The following is a 21,582-nucleotide window of genomic DNA, read 5'->3' on the forward strand; positions in this document are numbered from 1 at the left end:
GGGTCAGCGCGAGCGGTTGTGCAGGCGCTCCAGGTCCATGATGACCACGGCCTTGGCCTCGATGCGCAGCCAGCCGCGCTGGGCGAAGTCGGCCAGGGCCTTGTTCACGGTCTCGCGGGAGGCGCCGACCAGCTGGGCCAGCTCCTCCTGGGTGAGGTCGTGGTGGACCCGGACACCGTCGTCGATCCGCTGCCCGAAGCGCTCGGCCAGGTCGAGCAGGGCCTTGGCGACCCGGCCGGGGACGTCGGTGAAGACCAGGTCGGCCAGCACGTCGTTGGTACGGCGCAGCCGCTGGGCCAGGGCGCGCAGCAGGTGCAGGGCGACCTCGGGGCGGCCGGTCAGCCACGGGCGCAGGTCGTCGTGGCCCAGACCGGCGAGGCGGACGTCGGTCAGCGCCGTCGCCGAGGCCGTACGGGGACGGGGGTCGAACAGCGAGAGCTCGCCGAACATCTCACCGGGGCCGAGCACGCTGAGCAGGTTCTCCCGCCCGTCGGGGGCGGTCCTGGACAGCTTGATCTTGCCTTCGAGGACCACGTAGAGGCGGTCTCCGGTCTCGTTCTCGCTGAAGAGGGTCTGTCCCTTGGACAGCTCGACCTCCGAGACACTCGTACGCAGCGCGGCGGCGCCCTCACGGTCGAGCGCCGAGAACAGAGGCGCCTTGGCCAGCACGTCGTCGGTGTTCACAGTGCCTCCTGTTTCACGGCTCACGCAGTTATTGTGACCTATCACACCGAGTCGTTCTCAAGGGGCCCGGCGTGAAGGCCGCCGAGACTCCACGGCGGTGGTTCCGCTGGGTTGGACCCGGCTCGCGGTGGTCCGCCGTGTTCGACGGCTGGATCACGCTCATCCGGAAATCTACCCATATAGATGGGCGAACCCGACGTCGGTCCCTCCTCCCGCGTCCCCGACCGTCTCTCAGACCCCGCACCCGCGGGCACGGGGTCCCCTAACAGAGGCGTTGTCAGTCGTCGGCCGCGCCGCGCAGCTCCCACGCGCCGCGTCTGCGCAGGACCAGCAGGTAGTAGGCGGCGAAGACGATCCCGATGCCGACGGTGATGAGGAGGCTCGGCCGCCCGACCTCGGGGTCGAGGAGGTTGCGGTAGGCGACGTACCCGATGGCCAGCAGGGCGAGCACCGGCGCCACCGGGAACCACGGCATCCGGTAGGCGGCGTGCGAGGTCGAGCCGTTGCGGCGCCCGGTGAGAGTCGCGACGCACAGCGCCGCGTAGATCGCGATGATCGTGGTCGCGGTCACGACCAGCAGGAACCGTTCGTCGGCGTAGCAGAACCCGGCGCCGATGAGCCCGGCCCCGATGGTGGCGATCCACGGGCTGCCGAAGCGGGGGTGGATCGAGGCCAGCGCCCTGCTGACCGGGGACGGCCAGGTGGTGTCGCGGCCGGTGCTGAAGATCATGCGGGCGGTGACGAGGATGATCGCCAGGACCGCGTTGAAGATGGCCAGGGCGACGGCGAGGCTGAGGACGTTGTTCAGCGTCGTCCCGGCGCGGGCGGTGATGAAGTACTCCATCATGTTGTCCGCGCCGAAGAGACCGGGGAGCGAGGGCGCGCCCATGAGCACCGCGGTCACCGGGATCAGCTCGGCGGCGACGGTGATGCCCAGGGCCCACAGGACCGTCTTGGCGATGCCCCGGTGGGCGTCCTGGGTCTCCTCGCCCAGGTAGACGGCGGCGCCGTAGCCGTTGTAGGCGAACAGGGCCACCGCGGTGGCGGCGCCGATCACCCCGGCCGAGGCCGCGACGACCGTGCCGTCCTGGCCCGCGGCCACCGGGTGCAGCACCAGGTCGGCCAGGGAGCGCTCGGGGTTGAGGAAGCCCAGCGCGCTCACCACGACCAGGGCGAGCATCTCGATGGCCAGGAAGACACCGGTCACCCAGGCGTTGAGCTTGATGTCGAACACGGCGAGCACGGTGGCGACGACCGTGGTCACGGCCGCGACGGTCGGGGCGTGCAGGCCGGGGAAGATGACCGCCAGGTAGGTGCCGACGCCGAGCGCGATCACCGCGATGATCAACAGCTGGGTGACCATGAACAGGCCGAGCACCACGAAACCGGGCAGCCGCCCGAAGGTACGGGCCACGATCGCGTACTCGCCGCCGCTGAGCGGGTAGGCCGAGCCGAGTTCGGCGTAGACGAAGGCCATGAAGATCCCCACGACGCCCGCGACCAGGAAGGCCGTGAAGGCTCCCGAGCCCGCCTGGCCGATGACACCCGGGGCGATGATGAACACCGAGGACGCCGGGGAGATCGCCGACAGGGTGATGAACAGGGTGCCCAGCAGTTTCAGGCCCCGGTGCAGGTGGGGGTGGGAGCCGGTCGGGGCGGGTGGCGGTGTGGGGGTGGACGGGCTCGTGTCGTGGGGGGTCACGGCGCCTCCTCAGGCGTGGTTCTTTGAACATGCATCAAAGAACTCTGTGAGATGTACGTCAATACACCTCCGTGTAAAAGCTCCGTGTCACCTTCCCCGGTTGCGTTCTTTGACCGATGTCTAGAGAATCACCGGCATGGCACGACCCAGCCGAGCACACGAGAAGCGCGCCGAGCTCGTCGCCGCCGCCCGCCGGGCGGTGCTGCGGCACGGCGTCGTCGACCTGCGTCTGCGGGACGTCGCCGAGCAGGCGGACATGTCGGCGGGGTCGGTCCTGTACTACTTCCCGGCGCTGACCGACCTGCTGAAGGAGGTGCAGCACGAGGCGGTCGAGCGTTTCTGCGTCGAGCGGGAACGGGCGGCCTCCGAGGAACCCGACCCCAGACGCAGGCTGCTCGGCATGATCCGCGCGGGCCTGCCGGCCGGCAGCGACGACGAACTGTGCGTCCTGCTGTACGAGCTGGGCACCTACGCCCGCAGGGACCCCGCCTACTCCGCCCAGCACATCCGCCTGTGCGAACGGCAGGTCACCCTGTACGCCTCCATCCTGGAGGCCGGGGCCGCGACGGGGGTCTTCACGCTGACCCGTGACGCCGTCACCCTCGCCCGCAACCTCGTCATGCTTGAGGACGGCCTCGGCCTGCACGTCACGCAGGCCGTACCCACCCTCGACGCCGCGCAGGCCGAGCGCCTGCTGCTGACCTACGCCGCCGACGTCACCGGCTGCGACCTGGAGAACCTGGAAGGACCTGAAGAACGATGACACGGGCGCGCGAACTCGGCCTGCCGCTGCCGGGCCGTACGGGGCCGGACAACGCGATCACCGACGTTCCCGGGGTCGAGGTCGGCTACACCACGCTGATCGAGGGGGAGTCGGTCCGCACCGGCGTGACCGCGCTGCTGCCACGCGGGCGCGCGGACTTCGAGGTGCCGTGCGCGGCGGGGTGGTTCTCGCTCAACGGCAACGGCGAGATGACGGGCACCTCCTGGCTCAGCGAGACCGGCTCCCTGCGGCTGCCCGTGCTCATCACCAACACCCACGCCGTCGGCACCTGCCACCGCGGGGTCATCGACTGGGTGGCCCGTGAGAAGCCCGAGGTCGCCGCCGAGTGGCTGCTGCCCGTGGTCGCCGAGACCTGGGACGGCTACCTCAACGACATCAACGGCCCCCACGTACGGCCCGAGCACGCCGTGGCCGCCATCGACGCGGCCCGCCCGGGACCGGTCACCGAGGGCTCGGTCGGCGGCGGCACCGGGATGAACTGCTACGGCTTCAAGGGCGGCAACGGCACCTCCTCCCGGCTGGTCGACTACGGGGCCGACACCTACACGGTCGGGGCGTTCCTCCAGGCCAACTTCGGCGCCCGCAAGGAACTGACCGTCTGCGGCGTGCCCGTCGGCAGGTCGCTCACGGACGACGACCCCATGGACGGGCACGACTCCCCGGCGGGGGCGGGCTCCGTCATCGTCGTCGTCGCCACGGACGCGCCGCTGCTGCCGCTGCAGTGCACCGCGCTGGCCCGCAGGGTCCCGCTGGGCCTCGCCCGTACCGGGACCACCGGCTCGCACTTCTCCGGAGACATCTTCCTGGCCTTCTCGACCGGCAACCCCGGCGCGCTGACCTCGGGCTTCCCCGGGGAGGAACCGGTCTACGAGAGCATGCGGTTCATCCCGTGGAGCCGGCTCGACGTCTTCTACGAGGCCGTCGTCGAGGCCGTCGAGGAGGCCGTGCTCAACGCCCTCCTGGGCGCCGAGTCCATGGTCGGCCGTGAGGGTCGCCGTTCACCCGCCATCCCCGTCGCCCGGCTTCTCGACCTGCTCGGCACCCAGGTGTCGCCCGCGAATCGCGTGGAGTGAGGGCCGGTAGGCTCCTGCCCATGCCGGGTGACAGACAACGTGACGGATCGCGTAACCACGGTGCCCGCGCGGGCCGGGGCACGCGTCCGGCGAGCGGCGCCGTGGGGGTGCACAGCCGCGGCGACCGGTTCCAGACGTGGCAGGCGTTGCTGACCAACCGGAACAAGCGGCAGAAGCTCGGCGAGTTCCTCATCCACGGGGTCCGCCCGATCACGCTCGCGGTCGAGCACGGCTGGCCGCTGCGCTGTCTGCTCTACCCACACGGTCAGCACCTGTCGGCGTGGGCGGAGGGCCTCATCCGTGACAGCGGGGTCCGTTCGGTGCCGGTGGCCCCGGAACTGCTGCTCGAACTCGGAGAACGAGAGTCGGCGGCGCCGGAGCTCGTGGCCGTCGGCGCGCTGCGGCCGGACGACCTGGGACGCCTGCCCCAGGGGCACGACCTGCTGGGAGTTGCCTTCGACCGTCCGACGAGCCCGGGCAACATCGGGACGCTGACCCGTTCAGCGGACGCGTTCGGCGCCTCGGGGATGATCATCACCGGCCACGCCGCGGACGTCTACGACCCGAAGACCGTGCGCGCCAGCACAGGATCGATCTTCAGGCTGCCGGTGGTCAGGGCTCCCGGCGTCAACGAGGTGCTCGAATGGGTGGAGTCCCTGCGCGGGCGGGGCACCCCGGTCAAGATCATCGGGACCGACGAGACCGGCGGGACCTCCGTACAGGACTGTGACCTGACGGGCCCGGTCCTGCTGGTGGTGGGCAACGAGACCGTCGGGATGAGCGCCCGCTGGCGCGAGGCCTGCGACGAGATCGTCAGGATTCCGATCGGGGGTGCCGCCAGCTCACTCAACGCGGCCTCCGCGGGGACCCTGATGCTCTACGAGGCCGCCCGGCAGCGCGGGTTCCCCACGGCCAGGGACTGACGTGAGACCGCCTGTACTCTCAGCGGAAAAGGCGTCGGCGAAGGAGGCGGCGGGGTGACGGGCTACCGTCATGTGGTCGCCAAGGACGACTACACGGATCTCGCGAGCGGCACCGTCCTGCGCTCGGCCCCGGGATTCCCGGCCTTTCCCGTCAGGTTGGTCTCGGAGATCTTCCTGCGCTCCCTGGAGCTGCGCGGCGGTGACGCCCCGGCGGTGATCTGGGACCCCTGCTGCGGGAGCGGCTATCTGCTCACCGTTCTCGGGCTGCTGCACCGGCGTGAGGTCTCCTCGCTGGTCGCCTCGGACGTCGCGGAGAACGCGCTGGTGCTCGCCCGGGAGAACCTGGCCCTGGTCGATCCTGAGGCCATGGAACGCCGGGCGAGGGTGCTTGAGGAGCGAGCCGGACGCTTCGGCAAGCCCGGCTACCTGGACGCGGCGGCGAGCGCGCGGCGCCTGGGCGGACGGCTCACCAGGGAGGGTGGGGCGCTTCCCACCACGGTCAGCCGGGCGGACGTGTTCCGGCCGGCCGAGCTCGCTGCCGTCGTCTCCACGGCCGCGCCCGACATCGTGATCACCGACGTCCCCTACGAGGAGCAGACCAGCTGGATCGGCGGCACCGGGGTGCCGGAGATGCTGGGCTCCCTGGCCTCCGTCCTCGGCGGCGGATCGGTCATCGCGGTCACGGCCAAGGGGCGCCGCGTCCCGGTCGGGGACGTCGCGCGCCCACGGGTCTCCTTCCGCGTCGGCAACCGCTCAACCGTGCTCCTGAAGGCGGCCGACCTCTCCGCCGGTTAACGGGAATCTCCGAGGCCGCAGGGCCGGACACCACCTACGCTTGAGGCCATGGCGACGCAGTTGACCCCTGGGCAGAGGACGAGACGATTCAAGAACGAGACCCGGCTCGGCCTGGTGCGCAGGGCCCGGCGGATGGACCGGGTGCTCATGGAGACCTACCCCGACGCCCACTGTGAGCTCGACTTCAACAGCCCGTTCGAGCTCCTGATCGCCACGGTCATGTCGGCGCAGACGACCGACGTCCGCGTGAACATGGTGACGCCCACGCTCTTCGCGAAGTATCCGACCCCCGAGGACCTCGCGGCGGCCGACCCGGAGGACGTCGAGGAGATCATCAAGTCCACCGGGTTCTTCCGGGCCAAGACGAAGTCGATCATCGGACTGTCGATCGCGCTGCGCGACGAATTCGGCGGCGAGGTGCCCAGGACCCTCGAACAGATGGTCACCCTGCCCGGTGTGGGCCGCAAAACGGCCAACGTGGTCCTCGGGAACGCGCGTGACCCCAAGACGGGAGAACCGTTCGGGGTGACGGGCCTGACCGTGGACACCCACTTCCAGCGGCTCGTGCGGCGCTTCGGATGGACCGAGGAGACCGACCCCGTCAAGATCGAGCACATCGTCGGCGAGCTCATCCCGAAGCGGGAGTGGACGATGGCCTCCCATCGCCTGATCTGGCACGGCCGCCGCGTCTGCCACGCCCGCAAACCCGCCTGCGGCGCCTGCCCCCTGGTCGCCCTCTGCCCCTCGTACGGCACCGGCCCGACCGACCCCGTCGAGGCCGCGAAACTGGTCCGTTCCGGCCCTCTTCCCTGACATGACCGGATCGTCGGGAAGCACGAGGCCGTACGGCGTGTTGCAGAGACCGGAACAGACCGGAGGTGTGCCCGTGGAAGTGCCCGGCTGGTTGGAGACGCTCGCCGAACGGGTCGCGAGGAAACCGGTTCCCCTGGCCATGCGCCCGCCGGAGACCGGCGGCCGTCACGCCGCGGTGCTCATGCTGTTCGGCGAGGGGCCGCTCGGCCCCGACGTGCTCCTGATCCAGCGCAGCTCACGCGGGCGCAGACACGCGGGACAGCCCGCCTTCCCCGGCGGCGGGATCGACCCGGACGACGGCGGTCCGGTCGCCGCGGCGCTGCGTGAGGCCCGCGAGGAGACCGGGCTCGACCCGGCGGGCGTCCACGTCGTCGGCACCATGCCCGAGCTGTACATCTGGCGCAGCGACAACCGGGTCACCCCCGTCGTCGGCTGGTGGCACACCCCCTCCGTGGTGCACGCGGCCTCGCCGAACGAGGTCGAGTCGGTGGAACGGGTCCCGCTGTCCGAACTGACCGACCCGGCCAACCGCGTCACCCTGCGTCACCCGAGCGGCTTCGCCGGCCCGGCCTTCCGGGTCCGCGGGCTGCTGGTGTGGGGCTTCACCGCCGGGGTGCTCGACGGGGTGCTCGCCGGCTCCGCCTTCGAACGCCCCTGGGACAGGTCACGGGTCGAGGACATGCCTCCCGACGTCGTCAACCTCGCCGCCCGCTGACCCCTCCCAGCCGCCCCCCTCGATCTCACGCCCGGTGGACAGGGCCAGCCCGAGACGCGCCCACTCGGCCACGTCCTCGCAGGGGTCCCCGGTCAACCGTTCGAGTACGGCCAGGCCCGCCGGGTCCGGCGGAGCACCGATGATCTTCGGGAGCGCGTGGGCGACGCCGTACCTGACCCTGGAGTCCTCGTGCTCGCTCAGCGTGACCACCGAGGGCAGCGCGCGGCCGTCCTGTAGGTGACCGAAGGCGATCAGCACCGAGTAGAGCACCATGCAGTCGTCCTCGGCGGCGGCCAGGAAGCGCAGAACCGGCAGACTTCGGTCGACGAACGGCAATCTGCCGAGGATGTCCACCCCGAGCATCCGCTCGGTGGCCGTGTTGCCCGCGCACAGTCGTCTGGCCGCGGTGAAGGTCTCCAGATCGCCCCGTTCGTGCAGCATGGCGATGGCTTTCCAGCGGATCGTGCCGTCCTGGTCCCTGTCCCGCAGCGCGGTCTCGATGAGCGTTTCCACAGCCGGCGACCCCCCGATCGTTGCCATACGGCCCACGATAACGGCCGGGACCTCCGGCAAGGGGTGCACGCGCGGGCCAAGGGCTGGATACCGTTAAGGGGTGCGTGGTGATCTCCTCGACCTTATCCTGATCGCCCTTATGGTGGCCTTCGCGGTGTCGGGGTACCGTCAGGGGTTCATCATCGGGTCCCTCAGCTTCATCGGATTCGTCGGCGGTGCCCTGCTGGGCATGTTCATCGCCCCTCCCATCGCCGGGGCCATAGTCGACGGCGACACCGAGCGGGCGCTGCTCGCCATCGTCATCGTCTTCCTCGCCGCGACGATCGGGCAGTTCGCCTCCTCCACGATCGGCGCGGTGGTCCGCAGTCACGTCACCTGGGAACCGGCCAAGGTGGTCGACGCGGTCGGCGGCACCTTCGCCAGCGCCTTCTCCGTGCTGGTCATCGCCTGGCTGATCGGCTCACTGATCGCCTCCTCGCCGTTCACGCTGCTCAGCGAGCAGATCAACGGCTCTCTGCTGATCAGTACGGTCGACCAGGCGTTGCCCCCCGCGGCCAAGGACTTCCAGAAGCCGTTCAAGCGCTTCATCGACACCTCGGGCTTCCCGAAGGTGTTCGGCGCCATCGGCGGCAACCAGCTCGTCGAGGTCCCGCCCCCGGACCAGAGCGTGGCCAAGGGAGTCCAGCTCAAGCGGGCCCGCCGGGGCATCGTCAAGGTCCAGGGCGTGGCCACCAGCTGCCGCAGGCACATCGAGGGCACCGGATTCGTCTTCTCGCAGAACAGAGTGATGACCAACGCCCACGTGGTCGCCGGGGTCGACCAGGAGCTGGAGGTCACCGACTACCTCAACAACAACCACCCGGCCAGGGTCGTGCTCTACAACCCCGACCGGGACATCGCCGTCCTGTACGTCCCCGGCCTCAACATGCCGGTGCTGCGCTTCGACGGCACCGCGACGATGGGCGACGACGCCATCATCGCGGGCTTCCCCCACGGCCAGGGCTTCACCCTCGCCGAGGCCCGCATCCGGGTGAAACAGCGTGCCAAGGGCCCCGACATCTACGAGCGCAAGACCGTCGTCCGCGACATCTACTCCATCCGCGGCTCGGTCATCCAGGGCAACTCGGGCGGCCCGCTGCTCACCCCCGACGGCCGGGTGTACGGGGTCGTCTTCGCGGCGGCCCTCGACCAACAGGAGACCGGCTTCGCACTGACGGCGGCCGAGGTCTCCCCGGACGCCGAGGACGGCTCCAAGCTGTTCAACCAGGTCAGCACCCAGGAGTGCGACCGTAACGGCTGAGTCTCTTTGCTCCGCCTGGCGGCGTCGCGGGCTTGGGCGCTTCAGGTCGGTGCTTTCCCTCGTCTCTGCGTCGCTTCGCTCCTGCGTTCCTCAGTCCAGACACCGACGCGCCCAAGCCGTGTCTTTTTGCTCCGCCTGGCGGCGTCGCGGGTTCGGGCGCTTCAGGTCGGTGCTTTCCCTCGTCTCTGCGTCGCTTCGCTCCTGCGTTCCTCAGTCCAAGCACCGGCGCGCCCGAACCGAAACCCCTCACACTTGGCGCCGGTACCCCGAACCCTTCACTCCTGGCACCGAGAGTTTCCTAAGCCGGGTCAGAGAAGGTGCTTGATGGTGCTTATGGCCTCTTCTGGGGTTTTTGGGGTTTCTGCTAGGGATTGGGCTGCTTGGGCTAGTTTTTCGTATGGCGGGCCGTACGGGGAGATTCTGGTGGCTCCGCGGGTGAACAGGGCGGCGGCGCCGCGGGGGTTGCCTCGCTGGAGGTGGGTGAGCCCGACGCAGATCTGCGCCAGGCCCTGCCACAGCTCGCGTTCCTCCTGAGGGGAGGTCTTCCAGCGGCCTTCGAGCACCTCGTGCGCGTGGAAGGGCCTGCCCTCGCCGAGCAGCCTGCGTGCCTCGTGGAGCGCCTCGGCGGCGTCCGGCGCGTAGTCGTCGGGGACACGCTCCACACCCTGCGCGTCGTGCGGCAGGGGACGGCCGAAGGCGTCCCTGGGGCGGCGGTTGCGCGGCCTGCCCTCGGGGTCGCGGTCTCTGGGGATCGGATGGTCCGTCATCGGTCGAGATCCGCGTCCGCGAGCCAGGACAGGAGTTCGGCGTCGAACTCCTCGGGCCGTTCCTCGTGCGGGAAGTGCCCGGCCCCCTCGATCAGCCGCCACCGGTAGGACCCGGTCACGTGGCGACTCGATCCCTGGGCGGTACGCGGCAGGGTGTGCGGGTCGAGCGCGCCGTGGACCTGGAGCGTGGGCGCGTGGACCTCACCGCGCATGATCCTGGCGTAGCGCAGGCCGTCGGGACGGAGCTGGGAGCGGGCGAACCACCGGTGGTACTCCAGCGCGCAGTGCGCCACGGTCGGGATGCGGAACGCCTCGCGGTAGGTCCGTGCGACCTCGGCCTCCGGCCAGCCGGGCCCCGACCACTCGTCGAGCATCCGCCCGACCAGCGCGCCGTCCTTCGCGGTGAGCCGCCACTCCGGCAGGAAGGGCAGCTGGAAGCCCAGCGCGTAGGCGCTCGCCCTGATCTGGCGGAGGGAACCGGTCAGCAGGGCGGAGCGGAGCCTGAGCGGGTGCGGCGCCGCGACCGGGACCAGCCGCAGGACCGACTTCGGGTCCCGGACGGCCATGGTCCAGCCCAGCAGCCCGCCCCAGTCGTGACCGACGACGGTCGCGCCGCTCTCGCCGAGAGCCCTGATCAGCCCGGCCGCGTCACCGGCCAGGGTCGGCAGGTCGTAGCCACGCGGTGGCTTGTCGCTGGCGCCGTACCCCCGCAGGTCGACGGCGACGGCGCGGTAGCCCGCGGCGGGCAGTGAGACGAGCTGGTGGCGCCAGGTCCACCAGAACTGTGGGAAACCGTGCAGCAGCAGGACGAGTGGGCCCTCACCGGCCTCGACCACGTGGAAGCGGGTGCCCCCCGCGTGGACCGAGCGATGGGTCCACGGGCCCTCGATCCTGACCAGGGACTCGTCCGGCTCGTTCACTGGTCCGGACTCACCGGTTCGCGGTGGGAACCGACCTGCCCGGCGCCCTGCGGGGCGGGGGCGGCGGCGAGGCCGGTCTCCGGCTCGCCTCCCTTGAGGTTCTTGAGCGAGCGCATGGTCCGTCGCATTCCGGTCAGGCCCTTGAGCCTGCGCACCCCGAACAGGACCAGCAGGGCCGCGACGACCAGGTAGAACACCGTGACGATGGTGAAGGCGAGCCAGTCCCACACGCCCAGGGCGACCAGGCCGTACGCGATGGCGAAGGAGGCCAGGATCAGGCACAGGTGGGCCATGAACGCGGCGGCGCCGAAGAGTCCGGCGGCCGTGCCCACCCGCTTGGCGTCGAACCTCAGCTCGGCCTTGGCCAGTTCGATCTCGGCGCGGACCAGGGTGGAGATGTGGTCGGTCGCGTTGGCGACGAGCAGGCCGAGCGACTCCTCCTGTGGTTCTGCGGACAGTGGCTCCGCGGCCGGGTTGTGTGTCATGAAGGATCTCCTATCGAGCGCCGGTGTCCATCATCATCCTGTGCGCCGGCGCGCTTGCGCACGCGTAGCCGGAGCAGGATCGCCGCCAGGACCGACGAGATGAGGCTCGCCGCGAGCACACCTGTGGTCACCGCGTTCACCCGTCCCGGATCGTCCCCGTATGCCAGGCCGCCGATGAGCAGCGACACGGTGAAGCCGATCCCGGCCAGTGTCGAGACGGCCGCCATGTCCCGCCAGTGCAGCTCCTCGGACAGTCTCGCCAGGCCGAGCCGTACGGCCAGCCACGCCCCGCCGAAGACGCCGAGGAACTTACCGACGACCAGCCCCGCGATCACGCCGAGCACCACGCGGTCGGTGAACATCGTGCCCAGCGCCTCCGGGGCGAGCGTCACCCCGGCGGACATGAACGCGAACACGGGCACGACGAACCCGGCCGACAGGGGGCGCAGGCGGTGGGCGGCCAGTTCGGCGGGGGAGTTCTCCTCGCCGGGATCGTTACGCACACGGGTCATCAGACCGAGGGCTACCCCGGCGACGGTCGCGTGAACACCGCTGATCTCCACGAGGTACCAGGCGGCCAGGGCGAGGGGGAGATAGATCCACGGGCCGCGGACCCGCTTGGCCTGGAGCAGGCCGTACAGGGCGATGACGGCGATTCCGGCGGCCAGGGCGAGGAGGTTGAGGTGGTTGGTGAAGAAGACGGCGATCACGGCGATGGCACCGAGGTCGTCGACCACCGCGCAGGTCAGCAGGAAGGCGCGTAGCGCCGGGGGCATCGCGCTGGCCGTCACGGCGAGCACCGCGAGTGCGAAGGCGATGTCGGTCGCGGTGGGTACGGCCCAGCCCTGTCCGGCCCCGGGAGCCCCCCAGCTCACCGCCAGGTAGACCAGCACGGGGACGACCATCCCGGCGATCGACGCGAGGATGGGCAACGCGGCCTTGCGGAGGTTGGACAGCTCGCCGTGGACGAACTCCTCCTTGACCTCGATGCCGGCCACGAAGAAGAAGATCGTGAGCAGGCCGTTCTGGACCCATTCGCGGAGGTTGAGGTCCAGGTGGAGAGAGGCGGGGCCGAACGTCGTCTCGCGCAGCGCCTCATACGAGCCGGTGGACACATTCGCCCAGATCAGCGCGACGACCGTGGCGGCCAGCATGATGACGCCGCCGACCGTCTCCGTCCTCAGCGCCTCGGCGAGCGTGCGGGAGTGGTGGATGGTGGGCCTGAACGGCCAGATTTCGGCAACGCGACGCATGCGACCTCCGGGGAGTACAGGCAGGGCCGGTTCCCTCCCTGGCCGACCAGACTTCCCGGCACACCTGATCGCCAGCCTACAGAAGGCCGACGAATGGGATTCGCAGTACCTCAGTGTCGCATATCACTCATGATGGGCGGTCGCGCCCTCGGTCGCCCTCGCCTTGTGGGCGGCGACATCGAGGGGCGCGAACCGGGAGCCATCATCTGTCTCGCTCTTCATCCGCGCGCCGCGCCTGTGGCGGGGTGACCGCCCACGGCGCCCGAGATGGTCCTCAGTCCTCGCTCTTGGCGCTGGGCAGCTTCTCGGAGATGAGGTTCATCACCGTGCTGTCGGCCAGCGTGGTGACGTCACCGATGCTGCGGTTCTCCGCGACGTCACGCAGCAGACGCCGCATGATCTTGCCGGAACGGGTCTTCGGCAGCTCGGGGACGACCAGGATCTGGCGCGGCTTGGCGATCGGGCCCAGCGTCTTGGCCACGTGGTTGCGCAGTTCGGCCGCGATGTCCGCGCTCTCCTCCACGCTGCCGCGCAGGATCACGAACGAGACGATCGCCTGGCCGGTGACCGGGTCGGTCGCGCCGACGACCGCGGCCTCGGCGACCTTCGGGTGCGAGACCAGGGCCGACTCGACCTCGGTGGTCGAGATGTTGTGACCGGAGACGAGCATGACGTCGTCGACCCGGCCGAGGAGCCAGATGTCGCCGTCGGCGTCCCTCTTGGCGCCGTCGCCCGCGAAGTACATGCCCTCGAAGCGGGACCAGTAGGTGTCGATGTAGCGCTGGTCGTCGCCCCAGATCGTACGGAGCATGGAGGGCCACGGGTCACGGATGGCCAGGTAGCCGCCTCCGCCGTTGCCGACGCTGTTGCCCTGGTCGTCGACCACGTCGGCGGTGATGCCCGGCAGCGGGCGCATGGCCGCACCCGGCTTGGCGCTGGTCACACCGGGCAGCGGGCTGATCATGATCGCGCCGGTCTCGGTCTGCCACCAGGTGTCCACGACCGGGGTGCGGTTGCCGCCGATGTGCTCGCGGTACCAGACGTAGGCCTCGGGGTTGATCGGCTCACCGACGCTGCCCAGGACGCGCAGGGACGACATGTCGAACTTGGCGGGGATGTCGTCGCCCCACTTCATGAACGTGCGGATCGCGGTGGGCGCGGTGTAGAGGATCGTGACGCCGTACTTCTGCACGACCTCCCAGAACCGGCCCCGGTGCGGGGTGTCGGGGGTGCCCTCGTAGATGACGCTGGTGGCGCCGTTGGCGAGCGGGCCGTACACGATGTAGGAGTGGCCGGTCACCCAGCCGATGTCGGCGGTGCACCAGTAGACGTCGGTCTCCGGCTTGAGGTCGAAGACGGAGTAGTGGGTGTAGGCCGTCTGGGTGAGGTAGCCGCCCGTGGTGTGCAGGATGCCCTTGGGTCTGCCGGTGGTGCCGCTGGTGTAGAGGATGTAGAGCGGGTGCTCGGCGTCGTGCGGCTGCGCCTCGTGGGTCTCGGACTGGCGCTCGACGAGGTCGTGCCACCAGATGTCCTTGTCCGTCTGCTCGACCTCCTGGCCGGTCCGGCGGACGACCACGACGTGCTCGATGCCGGGGCACTCCTTGACGGCCTCGTCGACGGTCGGCTTCAGGGCGCTGGGCGCGCCACGGCGGTAGCCGCCGTCGGCGGTGACCACGACCTTGGCGTCGGCGTCCTTGATCCTGCCGCTGAGGGCGGTGGCGGAGAAGCCGCCGAACACCACGGAGTGGATGGCGCCGATGCGGGCGCAGGCGAGCATCGTGATCGGCAGCTCGGGGATCATCGGCAGGTAGACGGCCACCCGGTCACCCTTGCCGACCCCCAGCTCCTGCAGGGCGTTGGCCGTCTTGGCGACCTCCCGCTGCAGGTCGGCATAGGTGATCGTACGGCTGTCGCCCTCGGGCTCGCCCTCCCAGTGGTAGGCGATCTTGTCGCCGTTGCCCGCCTCGACGTGCCGGTCCACACAGTTGTAGGCGACGTTCAGCTCCCCGCCGACGAACCACTTGGCGAAGGGCGCGTTCCACTCAAGGGTGTTGTCCCAGCGCTTGGACCAGGTCAGCCGGTCGGCCTGCTTGTCCCAGAACGCCAGACGGTCACGCGCGGCCTCCTCGTAAGCCTCTGCGGTCACGTTCGCGGACGCGGCCAGCTCGGCAGGAGGGGCGAACCGCCGGGTCTCGTTCAGCAGGTTTGACAGCGTCTCCTGGGTCTCACGCGACTCGGAACCAGGGGTCTCCGGGGCCACTGCACACTCCTTATACGTACTGCTCGTCTACTGTTCGTGTTCCACTTCACCAGGCCAGAGGTGCCCGCCACAAGAGGTCTAGACTGGTCTGTACCAATCGGTGATAGCGGTCCGTACGGTTCACAGGCGCCTTAACACCGGATAACAACCGCAGCGGAAACGTTGCTCTTTTGTCATCGTAAGAATGTAGATGACGCTATTCGGCAGCCTTTAGCGGGGGGCCGTACTGAGCGTCTCCCGCCCCCGGAGGTCCCGTACTTACGGGCTGTCCGTAAGGACGGGGCGTGTCCGCCTCCCGGCACCCGGCCGCTATGGTCGGGGAGCGTGAGCGACCCATTGGCTGTCATCGCGGAGATGCCGGGCGTGCCCGAGGCCGTCGCCGAGGCGCGCAAGGCCGTCGACCGGCTCTACGGCCACCGTGTGCTGCGGCGCAAGAGTCCCGAGGTCTCCGCCAGGTCGGCGCTGCGCGGCGCCCGCGCGTCCGCCGCCCTCGACGGCGCCGACGTCCCGCTGGAAGCCGTCCCCGAGACCGCCGACCCGGTCGTCCAGGGCGCGCTACGCGTCTCGGCCGAGCTGGGACGACTCGGCGCGACCTGGCGTACGGCACCCCGCCAGGTGCTGGCGAGGCTGCACACCCTCGCCGCGTCGGGGCAGGGCGAGGACCTGGGCCGCCCCCGGTCCTCCACGACGGTGCCCGACCCGCTCGGCCTGGGCGCCGCTCCCGGGCCCGAGGAGACAGTGGCCCGGGTGGACGGCCTGGTCGGCCTCCTGACCGGCCCGACCTCGGCGCCCGCCCTGGTGCTGGCCGCCGTCGTCCACGCGGAGCTGGCGGTGCTGCGGCCGTTCGGATCGGCCGACGGGGTGATCGCCCGGGCGGCGGAGCGTCTGACGCTGGTCGAGTACGGCCTCGACCCCAAGTCGCTGGCGGTCGTGGAGGTCGGTCACCTCGAACTCGGAGCCGCCTACCCGCGGGGCCTGCGGGCCTACCTGAGCGGGACGCCGGACGGGATGGCGACGTGGGTACGGCACTGCGCGGACGCGGTCGTCCTCGGGGTGCGTGAGACCACGGCGATCTGTGAGGCCATGCAGCGCGGTTGAGGTGTCCTTGCGGCCTTTCGCCGACGCGCCTTTCGGACACAGCAGACGGCGCCCCTGGTCATGGGGCGCCGTCGCTAACACGACGCCACCGGGTTACCAAGCGTGCACCTGTCTATCGTCGGAACGGGTCGAGACCCGTACTCGACGTGCCTCCCGCGGCTCGGCGGCACGTGGGTACCCGGCGGTTCGTGCTCGGACAACTCGAACAAGTGGTCCGTGCACCCTTTGTATGACGGATTCGGGCTGTTGGGAACCCCTTGGGGCGAGTCCTTTACCGAACATGGGACATTTATGGACAAATCGCCCATGTAGGGCGCCTGGTATGCCGGGTGATCTTCGTGACCTCTGGTGGCCGGTCACGCTGTGTGATCGAAAACGGGCCTATTAGGGACGCGCCCGATTGGCCGCTATGCCTATGCGAGATCGTTACATTGAAAAAAACTAGCGGAAACTGCAGATTGCTCCTCGACGAAACTCAACTTGATCGGGCAGCATGAGGTGGTATCTCCACAAAGTGGAGAGACCACGCACGCTTGGGCATGCAATGTCCTTGCCATGCCCTGGTCAACCGTTGAGGCTTTCTTCTGAAACGGGACCGGCTCTACCCCCCCAGAGCCGGACCGGTTGGCGGCCCCCGCTCTCCCCCCCCCCGGCGGGGGTCGCCACTTTTTCTCCCCACCCCGCGTACGGCGGTACGCGGAGGACGGCCGGGACGTTCCTTCGTGAGGCCCCGACCGGATCGACGAGGGCCGGGTCCCTGGGCTCTTCTCGTCTCGCGACCTGACCGCGCCCCGCCTTCCGGCTGTGTCTCACCGCCTGCTCCTGTCCCGTCCTTGTTCCCTGCCGTATCTCACCGTCTGGTCGCGCCCTGTCGGCGGTTGTCCACAGGCGGGACCGTCCCTCCCGGGTTTTCCACAGAACGGCGTTCGGCGCCGTCGAGGGGAGGGCGTTTGGCGGAAAGTGGGCTTCCCACATCCCAGGGAGGCACCATTGGACCGTCCGTTGGTCATCACCGAGGACCACGATCTGCTCGACGACCTTCTCCGGGTCGCCGCCGCGGCGGGCGCCGAGCTCGACGTCGCCCACGCGCCCACGCACGCCAGGCCGTACTGGAACCGGGCCCCGCTCGTCGTGGTCGGCGGTGACATGGCCGACACGCTGGCGGCGACCGGGCCACCGCCCAGAGACCGCGTTCTGCTGGTCACCCGCGCCCCCGGCGATCCCGACGCGTGGCGCAGGTGCGTCGCCGTCGGTGCCCAGACGGTCCTGGAACTACCCTCGGCCGAGCGGCGGCTGGTCGAGGAGTTCGCCGACGCCGTCGAGCCGGTTTCCAGGGCGGGGCCCGTGGTCTGCGTGGCGGGCGGGCGCGGCGGAGCCGGGGCCAGCGTCCTGGCGGCCTCCCTGGCGCTGACCGCCTCCCGGCGGCGCCTGCGCACCCTGCTCGTCGACGCCGACCCACTCGGTGGCGGACTCGACCTGCTCCTCGGTCAGGAGGAGGCGAAGGGCGCCCGCTGGCCGGACCTGGTCGCCCGCGAGGGCAGGATCAACGCCGCAGCGCTCCAGGCCGCCCTTCCCACGTTCGCGGAGCTCACCCTGCTCTCTTTCGGCAGGGGAGAGGTCGAAACCATCCCCGCGGAGGCGATGCGCTCGGTCCTTGAGGCGGGAATGCGCGGTTTCGACCTGGTCGTGGTCGATCTGCCGCGCCACTGCGATCACGCCGCCGCACAGGCGCTCGCCAGGGCGGCGGCGACCCTGCTGGTCGTCACCGCCGACGTGCGCGGTGTGCTGGCCGCGGCGCAGGCGCTGGCCCGGTTGCGTGAACACACCACCGAGATACGAGCCGTCGTGCGGAGCGGCGTCCTGGACGACGACGTCGTCACCTCCTCCCTCCGCCTGCCGTCCGCCGGAGGCCTTCCCGACCAGCCCAGGCTCACCGCCGCCCTCAACCGGGGCGATCCGCCCCCGCTCGGCGGGCGGACCCCACTGGGGCGTTTCTGCGCGTCGTTCCTGAACTCGCTGCCCGAGGCCGAACGATGATCCGGGAGGTCACGGTCTCACCCGAGGTGGTCGAGGCTGTCCGGATACGCCTGGCCCGCGCCGGGACCGAGCCGAGCGCCGCCCACGTCGCGGCCGCCCTCAGGGCCGAGCGCGCGGTGCTCGGCGACGCGGAGATCCTGGCGGTGACCCGTGCCCTGTGCGCCGACCTGATCGGCGCCGGGCCCCTCGAACCGCTGCTGGCCGAGCCCGACGTGACCGACGTGCTGGTGAACGGCCCGGAGGAGGTGTGGGTCGACGACGGCAGGGGCCTGCGCCGTACATCCGTCGTCTTCCCCGACGAGGAGACGCTCCGGCGGCTCGCCCAGCGGCTGGCGGCGGCCGCGGGCAGGCGTCTCGACGACGCCTGCCCCTACGCCGACGCCCGTCTTGCCGGGGGCGTGCGGCTGCACGCGGTCCTGCCGCCCGTCGCCGGGGGAGGCACCTGCCTGTCCCTACGGCTTCCGCCACGCCGTACGTTCACCCTGCCCGACCTGGTCAGGGCGGGCACCATCAGGGCCGAAGCCGTGCCCGTGCTCAGCGCCGTGGTCCGATCGAGACTCGCCTTCCTCGTCACGGGCGGGACGGGCACGGGAAAGACCACGCTGCTGTCGGCGTTGCTTTCCCTGGCCGATCCGGGAGACCGGCTGATGTTGGTCGAGGACTCGGCCGAGCTGCGTCCTCTCCACCCGCACGTCGTGCGGCTGGAGAGCCGCCCCGCCAACCTCGAAGGGGCCGGTGGCGTGTGCCTGCGCGATCTCGTGCGTCAGGCCCTGCGCATGCGTCCCGACCGTCTGGTCGTCGGCGAGGTCCGCGGTGCCGAGGTGGTCGACCTCCTCAGCGCCCTCAACACCGGCCACGAAGGCGGATGCGGCACACTGCACGCCAACACGGCGGCCGACGTCCCGCCCCGCCTCGAAGCCCTGGCCTGTGCCGCCGGCCTCAGCAGGGAGGCCGTCCACAGTCAGCTCGCCGCCGCGCTGGACGTCGTCGTCCACCTCGTCCGAGACCACACCGACGGGCGCCGCCGGGTGGCCGAGATATGCGTGATGGTCCGGCGTCCCTCCGGGCTGGTCGAGGTCGAGCCCGCCCTCACCTTCTCTTCCGACGGCCGGACGACCACGGGGCCGGGGCTGCCCGTCCTCACGGCCCGTGCTCCCGGTGTGCCCCACTCGCCCGTCCTGGCTCTGACGCGGGGAGAGACCCGGCCGCCGGAGGCGGGCCGCCGGTCGCGCGAAGAGCCTCCCGAGGCCGTGGGCGGCCGAGCCGGTCCTCCATCCGCCGTACGGATCGGTGGAAGAGCCCGTGCGCATGGGGTGCTGCCATGACGGTGGCGGCCGTGCTGCTGGCCGCTCTGTCGGGGTGGCTGTGGACCGGCGCAGATCAGGCGACCGCCCGCCTGCTCCGGGCGGGGAGCGATCGGCGTCGTCCGGCCGGGCGTTCGCGCCGACCGGGTTCGCCGCTCGGTCTTCTCCTGGACTCTCTGCCGTCGAGACGCGCGAGGGCCTGGCGGATCGCGTCGATCGAACTGTGTCGTGGCCTCGCCGCCGAACTGGCGGCGGGGCGGACCGCCGGAGAGGCGCTGGCCCGCGCCGTGTCGGCCACCGATCTTCCCGATCCCGCGGTGGCGCGTCCTCTGGCCGCGGTCGCGAGAGACGGCGGCGACGTTCCCTCCGCTCTGCTGGCCGTCGCTCCCGAACAGGGCGGAGAGGCATTCCACGACCTGGCGGCCTGCTGGCGGGTGAGCACGACGACCGGGGCGGCCCTGTCCGTCCTGGTCGACCGTGTGGCCGCCTCGCTCGGGGAGGCACGGTCCCACCGTCAGGATCTCGCCGCCCAACTCGCCGGTGCCCGGGCCACCGCCCGCCTGCTGGCCTTCCTGCCCGCGCTCGGGTTGCTGATGGCGACCGGGCTCGGCATGGATCCTCTGGGCTTCCTGTTCGGAGGTCCCGCCGGTGCGGGGTGCCTCCTGGCCGGTCTGGCCCTCGACGGTTGCGGCCTGTGGTGGACGAACCGCCTCGTCGCCCGTGCCCAGCGTTTCTGATCCCGAGGCTGTCGCAGGGCGTCGGCCTCGGTGCCGGTTCGTCGCCTGTGCCCGGCGTTCCTGATCCCTGCCGCGTTTTGGAGGTGTCCTTTGTTTCCTGCCTCTTCCGCCTTCGCCGGACGACCACGGCGGCCGGAGTGATCCTTGTGCTGGCCGTCGTCCTCGCCGGGACCGCCGGATGGCTGTGGACGTCGCCCGAGGGTCCCGCGGATCGGGTCCACCGGGCCCTGCGAGCCCCTTCGAGTCCGTCCTCTCCGCCGCCTTTCTCTTCACGGCCCGCCGTACGGGGCTCACCCGTCACGGAGCGGGTCTGGACGCCGTCCTCGGCCCCCGCCTCAGGGGGGTGGTCCTCGGCTTCCGCCTCAGGGAGACGGCGACGGCCGGAGCGTAAAGAGGTGGTGCTCTGCGCGATCGTCGGCCTGACGGCGTTCCTCGCGCTCGGGGGCGCCACCGGGTTCGTCGCCGGCGTGACCGGTTTCGCGATCGCGCTGGAGGCCGTGCGAAGGCGGCAGCCGTCCTGGCTCCGTCAGGAGCGTGACCGCGTGATGACCGACCTGCCCCTCGCGGTCGACCTCATGGTCGCCTGCCTGCGCGCCGGACAGCCGATCGCCGGTGCCGTCGACATGACGGCCGGAGCGCTCGGCGGGCCGCTCGGTGACCGGTTGGCGTGGGTGGGCGGGCAACTGAGACTGGGAGCCGCTCCTGAGGAGGCCTGGCGGGCGCTGTCGGCCGAGGGACCGCTGGCCGCGCTGGCGCGGACGATGAGCCGCGCCACGCTCAGCGGTGCGCCCGTGGCCGACGTTCTCACCAGGCTGTCCGATGACGCCCGTGAGGAGGCCCGTTCCGCCGCCTCGGCCGCTGCCAGGAGGGTCGGTGTTCAGGTCGTCGCCCCGCTGGGGCTCTGCTTCCTGCCCGCCTTCGTCTGCCTGGGCATCGTTCCCGTCGTGGCGGGCCTCGCCGGTGACGTGCTGTTTCCCTGAACCCCCCGATGTTTTCCACAGGGCGCGCTCGCGTCCCCGAGTTATCCACAGAACGCTGTTCGCGGCCTCGGAGCCCGGTCCTCATCGAGAAAGCTGACCTTGACCGGCGCCGGGTGCCCGCCCGGCGACAACCCCGACGACCCTCCCAGGAGGAAACGATGTCCCCGATGGTGTCCCCACCGTCCACCGGCTGTGGCCGCCCCAGGCTGAGGCGATGGCTTCACGACCGTTGGGCCCGGCTGACCATGCTCACCGGCCGCGACAGAGGCATGTCCACCGCTGAGTACGCCGTCGGCACGATCGCCGCCTGCGCCTTCGCGATGCTCCTTTTCAAGGTGGTGACCAGCCCCGAGGTCCGGCAGATGATCAGCAATCTGATCAAGCGAGCGCTCAACGTGGCCGGATGACCCCCGTGAGATCCGCTGCGTCCCTCCGCCGA

General features: G+C 70.7%; 21 protein-coding genes. 13 read left to right on the forward strand and 8 right to left on the reverse strand.

Annotation, left to right across the window (positions count from 1 at the left end; genetic code table 11):
- Positions 1-3: 3 nt before the first annotated feature.
- Entirely contained in the window at positions 4-684 is a 681-nt protein-coding gene (locus ACIBVQ_RS10625) for a Crp/Fnr family transcriptional regulator (RefSeq protein WP_086567499.1), read from the reverse strand.
- Between the two features lie 277 nt (positions 685-961).
- Positions 962-2,386 (reverse strand): APC family permease, encoded by a 1,425-nt coding sequence (locus ACIBVQ_RS10630; RefSeq protein ID WP_352011016.1) that lies wholly within the window; start codon positions 2,384-2,386, stop codon positions 962-964.
- A gap of 136 nt (positions 2,387-2,522) precedes the next feature.
- Here ACIBVQ_RS10630 and ACIBVQ_RS10635 point away from each other — a divergent pair, with 136 nt between their 5' ends.
- The 6 genes from ACIBVQ_RS10635 to ACIBVQ_RS10660 all read left to right on the forward strand — a co-directional run bounded on the left by ACIBVQ_RS10635 (position 2,523) and on the right by ACIBVQ_RS10660 (position 7,489).
- Positions 2,523-3,149 carry a TetR/AcrR family transcriptional regulator gene (locus ACIBVQ_RS10635; protein ID WP_399176909.1) on the forward strand — a complete coding sequence of 209 codons (627 nt, stop codon included), beginning with the start codon at positions 2,523-2,525 and terminating at the stop codon, positions 3,147-3,149.
- Positions 3,146-4,243 carry a P1 family peptidase gene (locus tag ACIBVQ_RS10640; RefSeq protein WP_399176911.1) on the forward strand — a complete coding sequence of 366 codons (1,098 nt, stop codon included), beginning with the start codon at positions 3,146-3,148 and terminating at the stop codon, positions 4,241-4,243. The genes ACIBVQ_RS10635 and ACIBVQ_RS10640 overlap by 4 nt, the downstream gene beginning before the upstream one ends.
- A gap of 20 nt (positions 4,244-4,263) precedes the next feature.
- Positions 4,264-5,166 (forward strand): TrmH family RNA methyltransferase, encoded by a 903-nt coding sequence (locus tag ACIBVQ_RS10645; protein ID WP_399176913.1) that lies wholly within the window; start codon positions 4,264-4,266, stop codon positions 5,164-5,166.
- A 54-nt stretch (positions 5,167-5,220) separates the two neighbouring features.
- Complete coding sequence (locus ACIBVQ_RS10650) at positions 5,221-5,961, forward strand: rRNA methyltransferase (protein WP_399176915.1); 741 nt, start codon at positions 5,221-5,223, stop codon at positions 5,959-5,961.
- Positions 5,962-6,009: 48 nt separating this feature from the next.
- Entirely contained in the window at positions 6,010-6,774 is a 765-nt protein-coding gene (nth, locus tag ACIBVQ_RS10655) for an endonuclease III (RefSeq protein WP_352011011.1), read from the forward strand.
- A gap of 73 nt (positions 6,775-6,847) precedes the next feature.
- Positions 6,848-7,489: a CoA pyrophosphatase gene (locus tag ACIBVQ_RS10660; RefSeq protein ID WP_352011010.1), complete on the forward strand. Its 642-nt coding sequence runs from the start codon at positions 6,848-6,850 to the stop codon at positions 7,487-7,489.
- Here ACIBVQ_RS10660 and ACIBVQ_RS10665 read toward each other — a convergent pair.
- A complete protein-coding gene (locus ACIBVQ_RS10665) occupies positions 7,439-8,029 on the reverse strand; it encodes a HEAT repeat domain-containing protein (protein ID WP_352011009.1) in 591 nt (196 codons plus the stop codon). The two genes, ACIBVQ_RS10660 and ACIBVQ_RS10665, sit on opposite strands and share 51 nt — an antisense overlap.
- 73 nt (positions 8,030-8,102) lie before the next feature.
- On the opposite strand from ACIBVQ_RS10665, the gene ACIBVQ_RS10670 reads away from it, so the two are divergent.
- Positions 8,103-9,302 carry a MarP family serine protease gene (locus tag ACIBVQ_RS10670; protein ID WP_352011008.1) on the forward strand — a complete coding sequence of 400 codons (1,200 nt, stop codon included), beginning with the start codon at positions 8,103-8,105 and terminating at the stop codon, positions 9,300-9,302.
- A gap of 308 nt (positions 9,303-9,610) precedes the next feature.
- Here the strand turns inward: ACIBVQ_RS10670 and ACIBVQ_RS10675 are convergent, their stop codons facing one another.
- The 5 genes from ACIBVQ_RS10675 to acs all read right to left on the reverse strand — a co-directional run bounded on the left by ACIBVQ_RS10675 (position 9,611) and on the right by acs (position 14,987).
- The gene (locus ACIBVQ_RS10675) at positions 9,611-10,069 is read right to left on the reverse strand and encodes a DUF309 domain-containing protein (protein ID WP_362777925.1); all 459 of its coding nucleotides are present in this window, start codon (positions 10,067-10,069) and stop codon (positions 9,611-9,613) included.
- The gene (locus ACIBVQ_RS10680) at positions 10,066-10,989 is read right to left on the reverse strand and encodes an alpha/beta hydrolase (RefSeq protein ID WP_352011006.1); all 924 of its coding nucleotides are present in this window, start codon (positions 10,987-10,989) and stop codon (positions 10,066-10,068) included. The genes ACIBVQ_RS10675 and ACIBVQ_RS10680 overlap by 4 nt, the downstream gene beginning before the upstream one ends.
- A complete protein-coding gene (locus tag ACIBVQ_RS10685) occupies positions 10,986-11,474 on the reverse strand; it encodes a phage holin family protein (protein WP_352011005.1) in 489 nt (162 codons plus the stop codon). The genes ACIBVQ_RS10680 and ACIBVQ_RS10685 overlap by 4 nt, the downstream gene beginning before the upstream one ends.
- Positions 11,471-12,727: a Na+/H+ antiporter NhaA gene (gene nhaA / locus ACIBVQ_RS10690; RefSeq protein WP_352011004.1), complete on the reverse strand. Its 1,257-nt coding sequence runs from the start codon at positions 12,725-12,727 to the stop codon at positions 11,471-11,473. Before nhaA ends, ACIBVQ_RS10685 begins: the two co-directional genes overlap by 4 nt.
- Before the next feature lie 274 nt (positions 12,728-13,001).
- Positions 13,002-14,987: an acetate--CoA ligase gene (gene acs, locus ACIBVQ_RS10695; protein ID WP_352011003.1), complete on the reverse strand. Its 1,986-nt coding sequence runs from the start codon at positions 14,985-14,987 to the stop codon at positions 13,002-13,004.
- A gap of 324 nt (positions 14,988-15,311) precedes the next feature.
- Between acs and ACIBVQ_RS10700 the strand changes: the two genes are divergently transcribed.
- From ACIBVQ_RS10700 to ACIBVQ_RS10725, 6 genes are all read left to right on the forward strand, one after another.
- Entirely contained in the window at positions 15,312-16,085 is a 774-nt protein-coding gene (locus ACIBVQ_RS10700; RefSeq protein WP_399176920.1) for an oxidoreductase, read from the forward strand.
- A gap of 990 nt (positions 16,086-17,075) precedes the next feature.
- Positions 17,076-18,122 (forward strand): septum site-determining protein Ssd, encoded by a 1,047-nt coding sequence (gene ssd / locus ACIBVQ_RS10705; RefSeq protein WP_386195009.1) that lies wholly within the window; start codon positions 17,076-17,078, stop codon positions 18,120-18,122.
- Positions 18,119-19,447, forward strand: coding sequence for a TadA family conjugal transfer-associated ATPase (locus ACIBVQ_RS10710; RefSeq protein ID WP_399176922.1), 1,329 nt, complete (start codon positions 18,119-18,121; stop codon positions 19,445-19,447). Before ssd ends, ACIBVQ_RS10710 begins: the two co-directional genes overlap by 4 nt.
- Positions 19,444-20,163 (forward strand): type II secretion system F family protein, encoded by a 720-nt coding sequence (locus ACIBVQ_RS10715; RefSeq protein WP_399176924.1) that lies wholly within the window; start codon positions 19,444-19,446, stop codon positions 20,161-20,163. The genes ACIBVQ_RS10710 and ACIBVQ_RS10715 overlap by 4 nt, the downstream gene beginning before the upstream one ends.
- Positions 20,164-20,558: 395 nt before the next feature.
- Positions 20,559-21,143 (forward strand): type II secretion system F family protein, encoded by a 585-nt coding sequence (locus tag ACIBVQ_RS10720; protein ID WP_399176926.1) that lies wholly within the window; start codon positions 20,559-20,561, stop codon positions 21,141-21,143.
- Between the two features lie 158 nt (positions 21,144-21,301).
- Entirely contained in the window at positions 21,302-21,550 is a 249-nt protein-coding gene (locus ACIBVQ_RS10725; protein WP_352010997.1) for a DUF4244 domain-containing protein, read from the forward strand.
- Positions 21,551-21,582: the final 32 nt, after the last annotated feature.

Origin of the sequence: Streptosporangium sp. NPDC049376, from assembly GCF_044466505.1 — a bacterium.
GTDB lineage: Bacteria > Actinomycetota > Actinomycetes > Streptosporangiales > Streptosporangiaceae > Streptosporangium.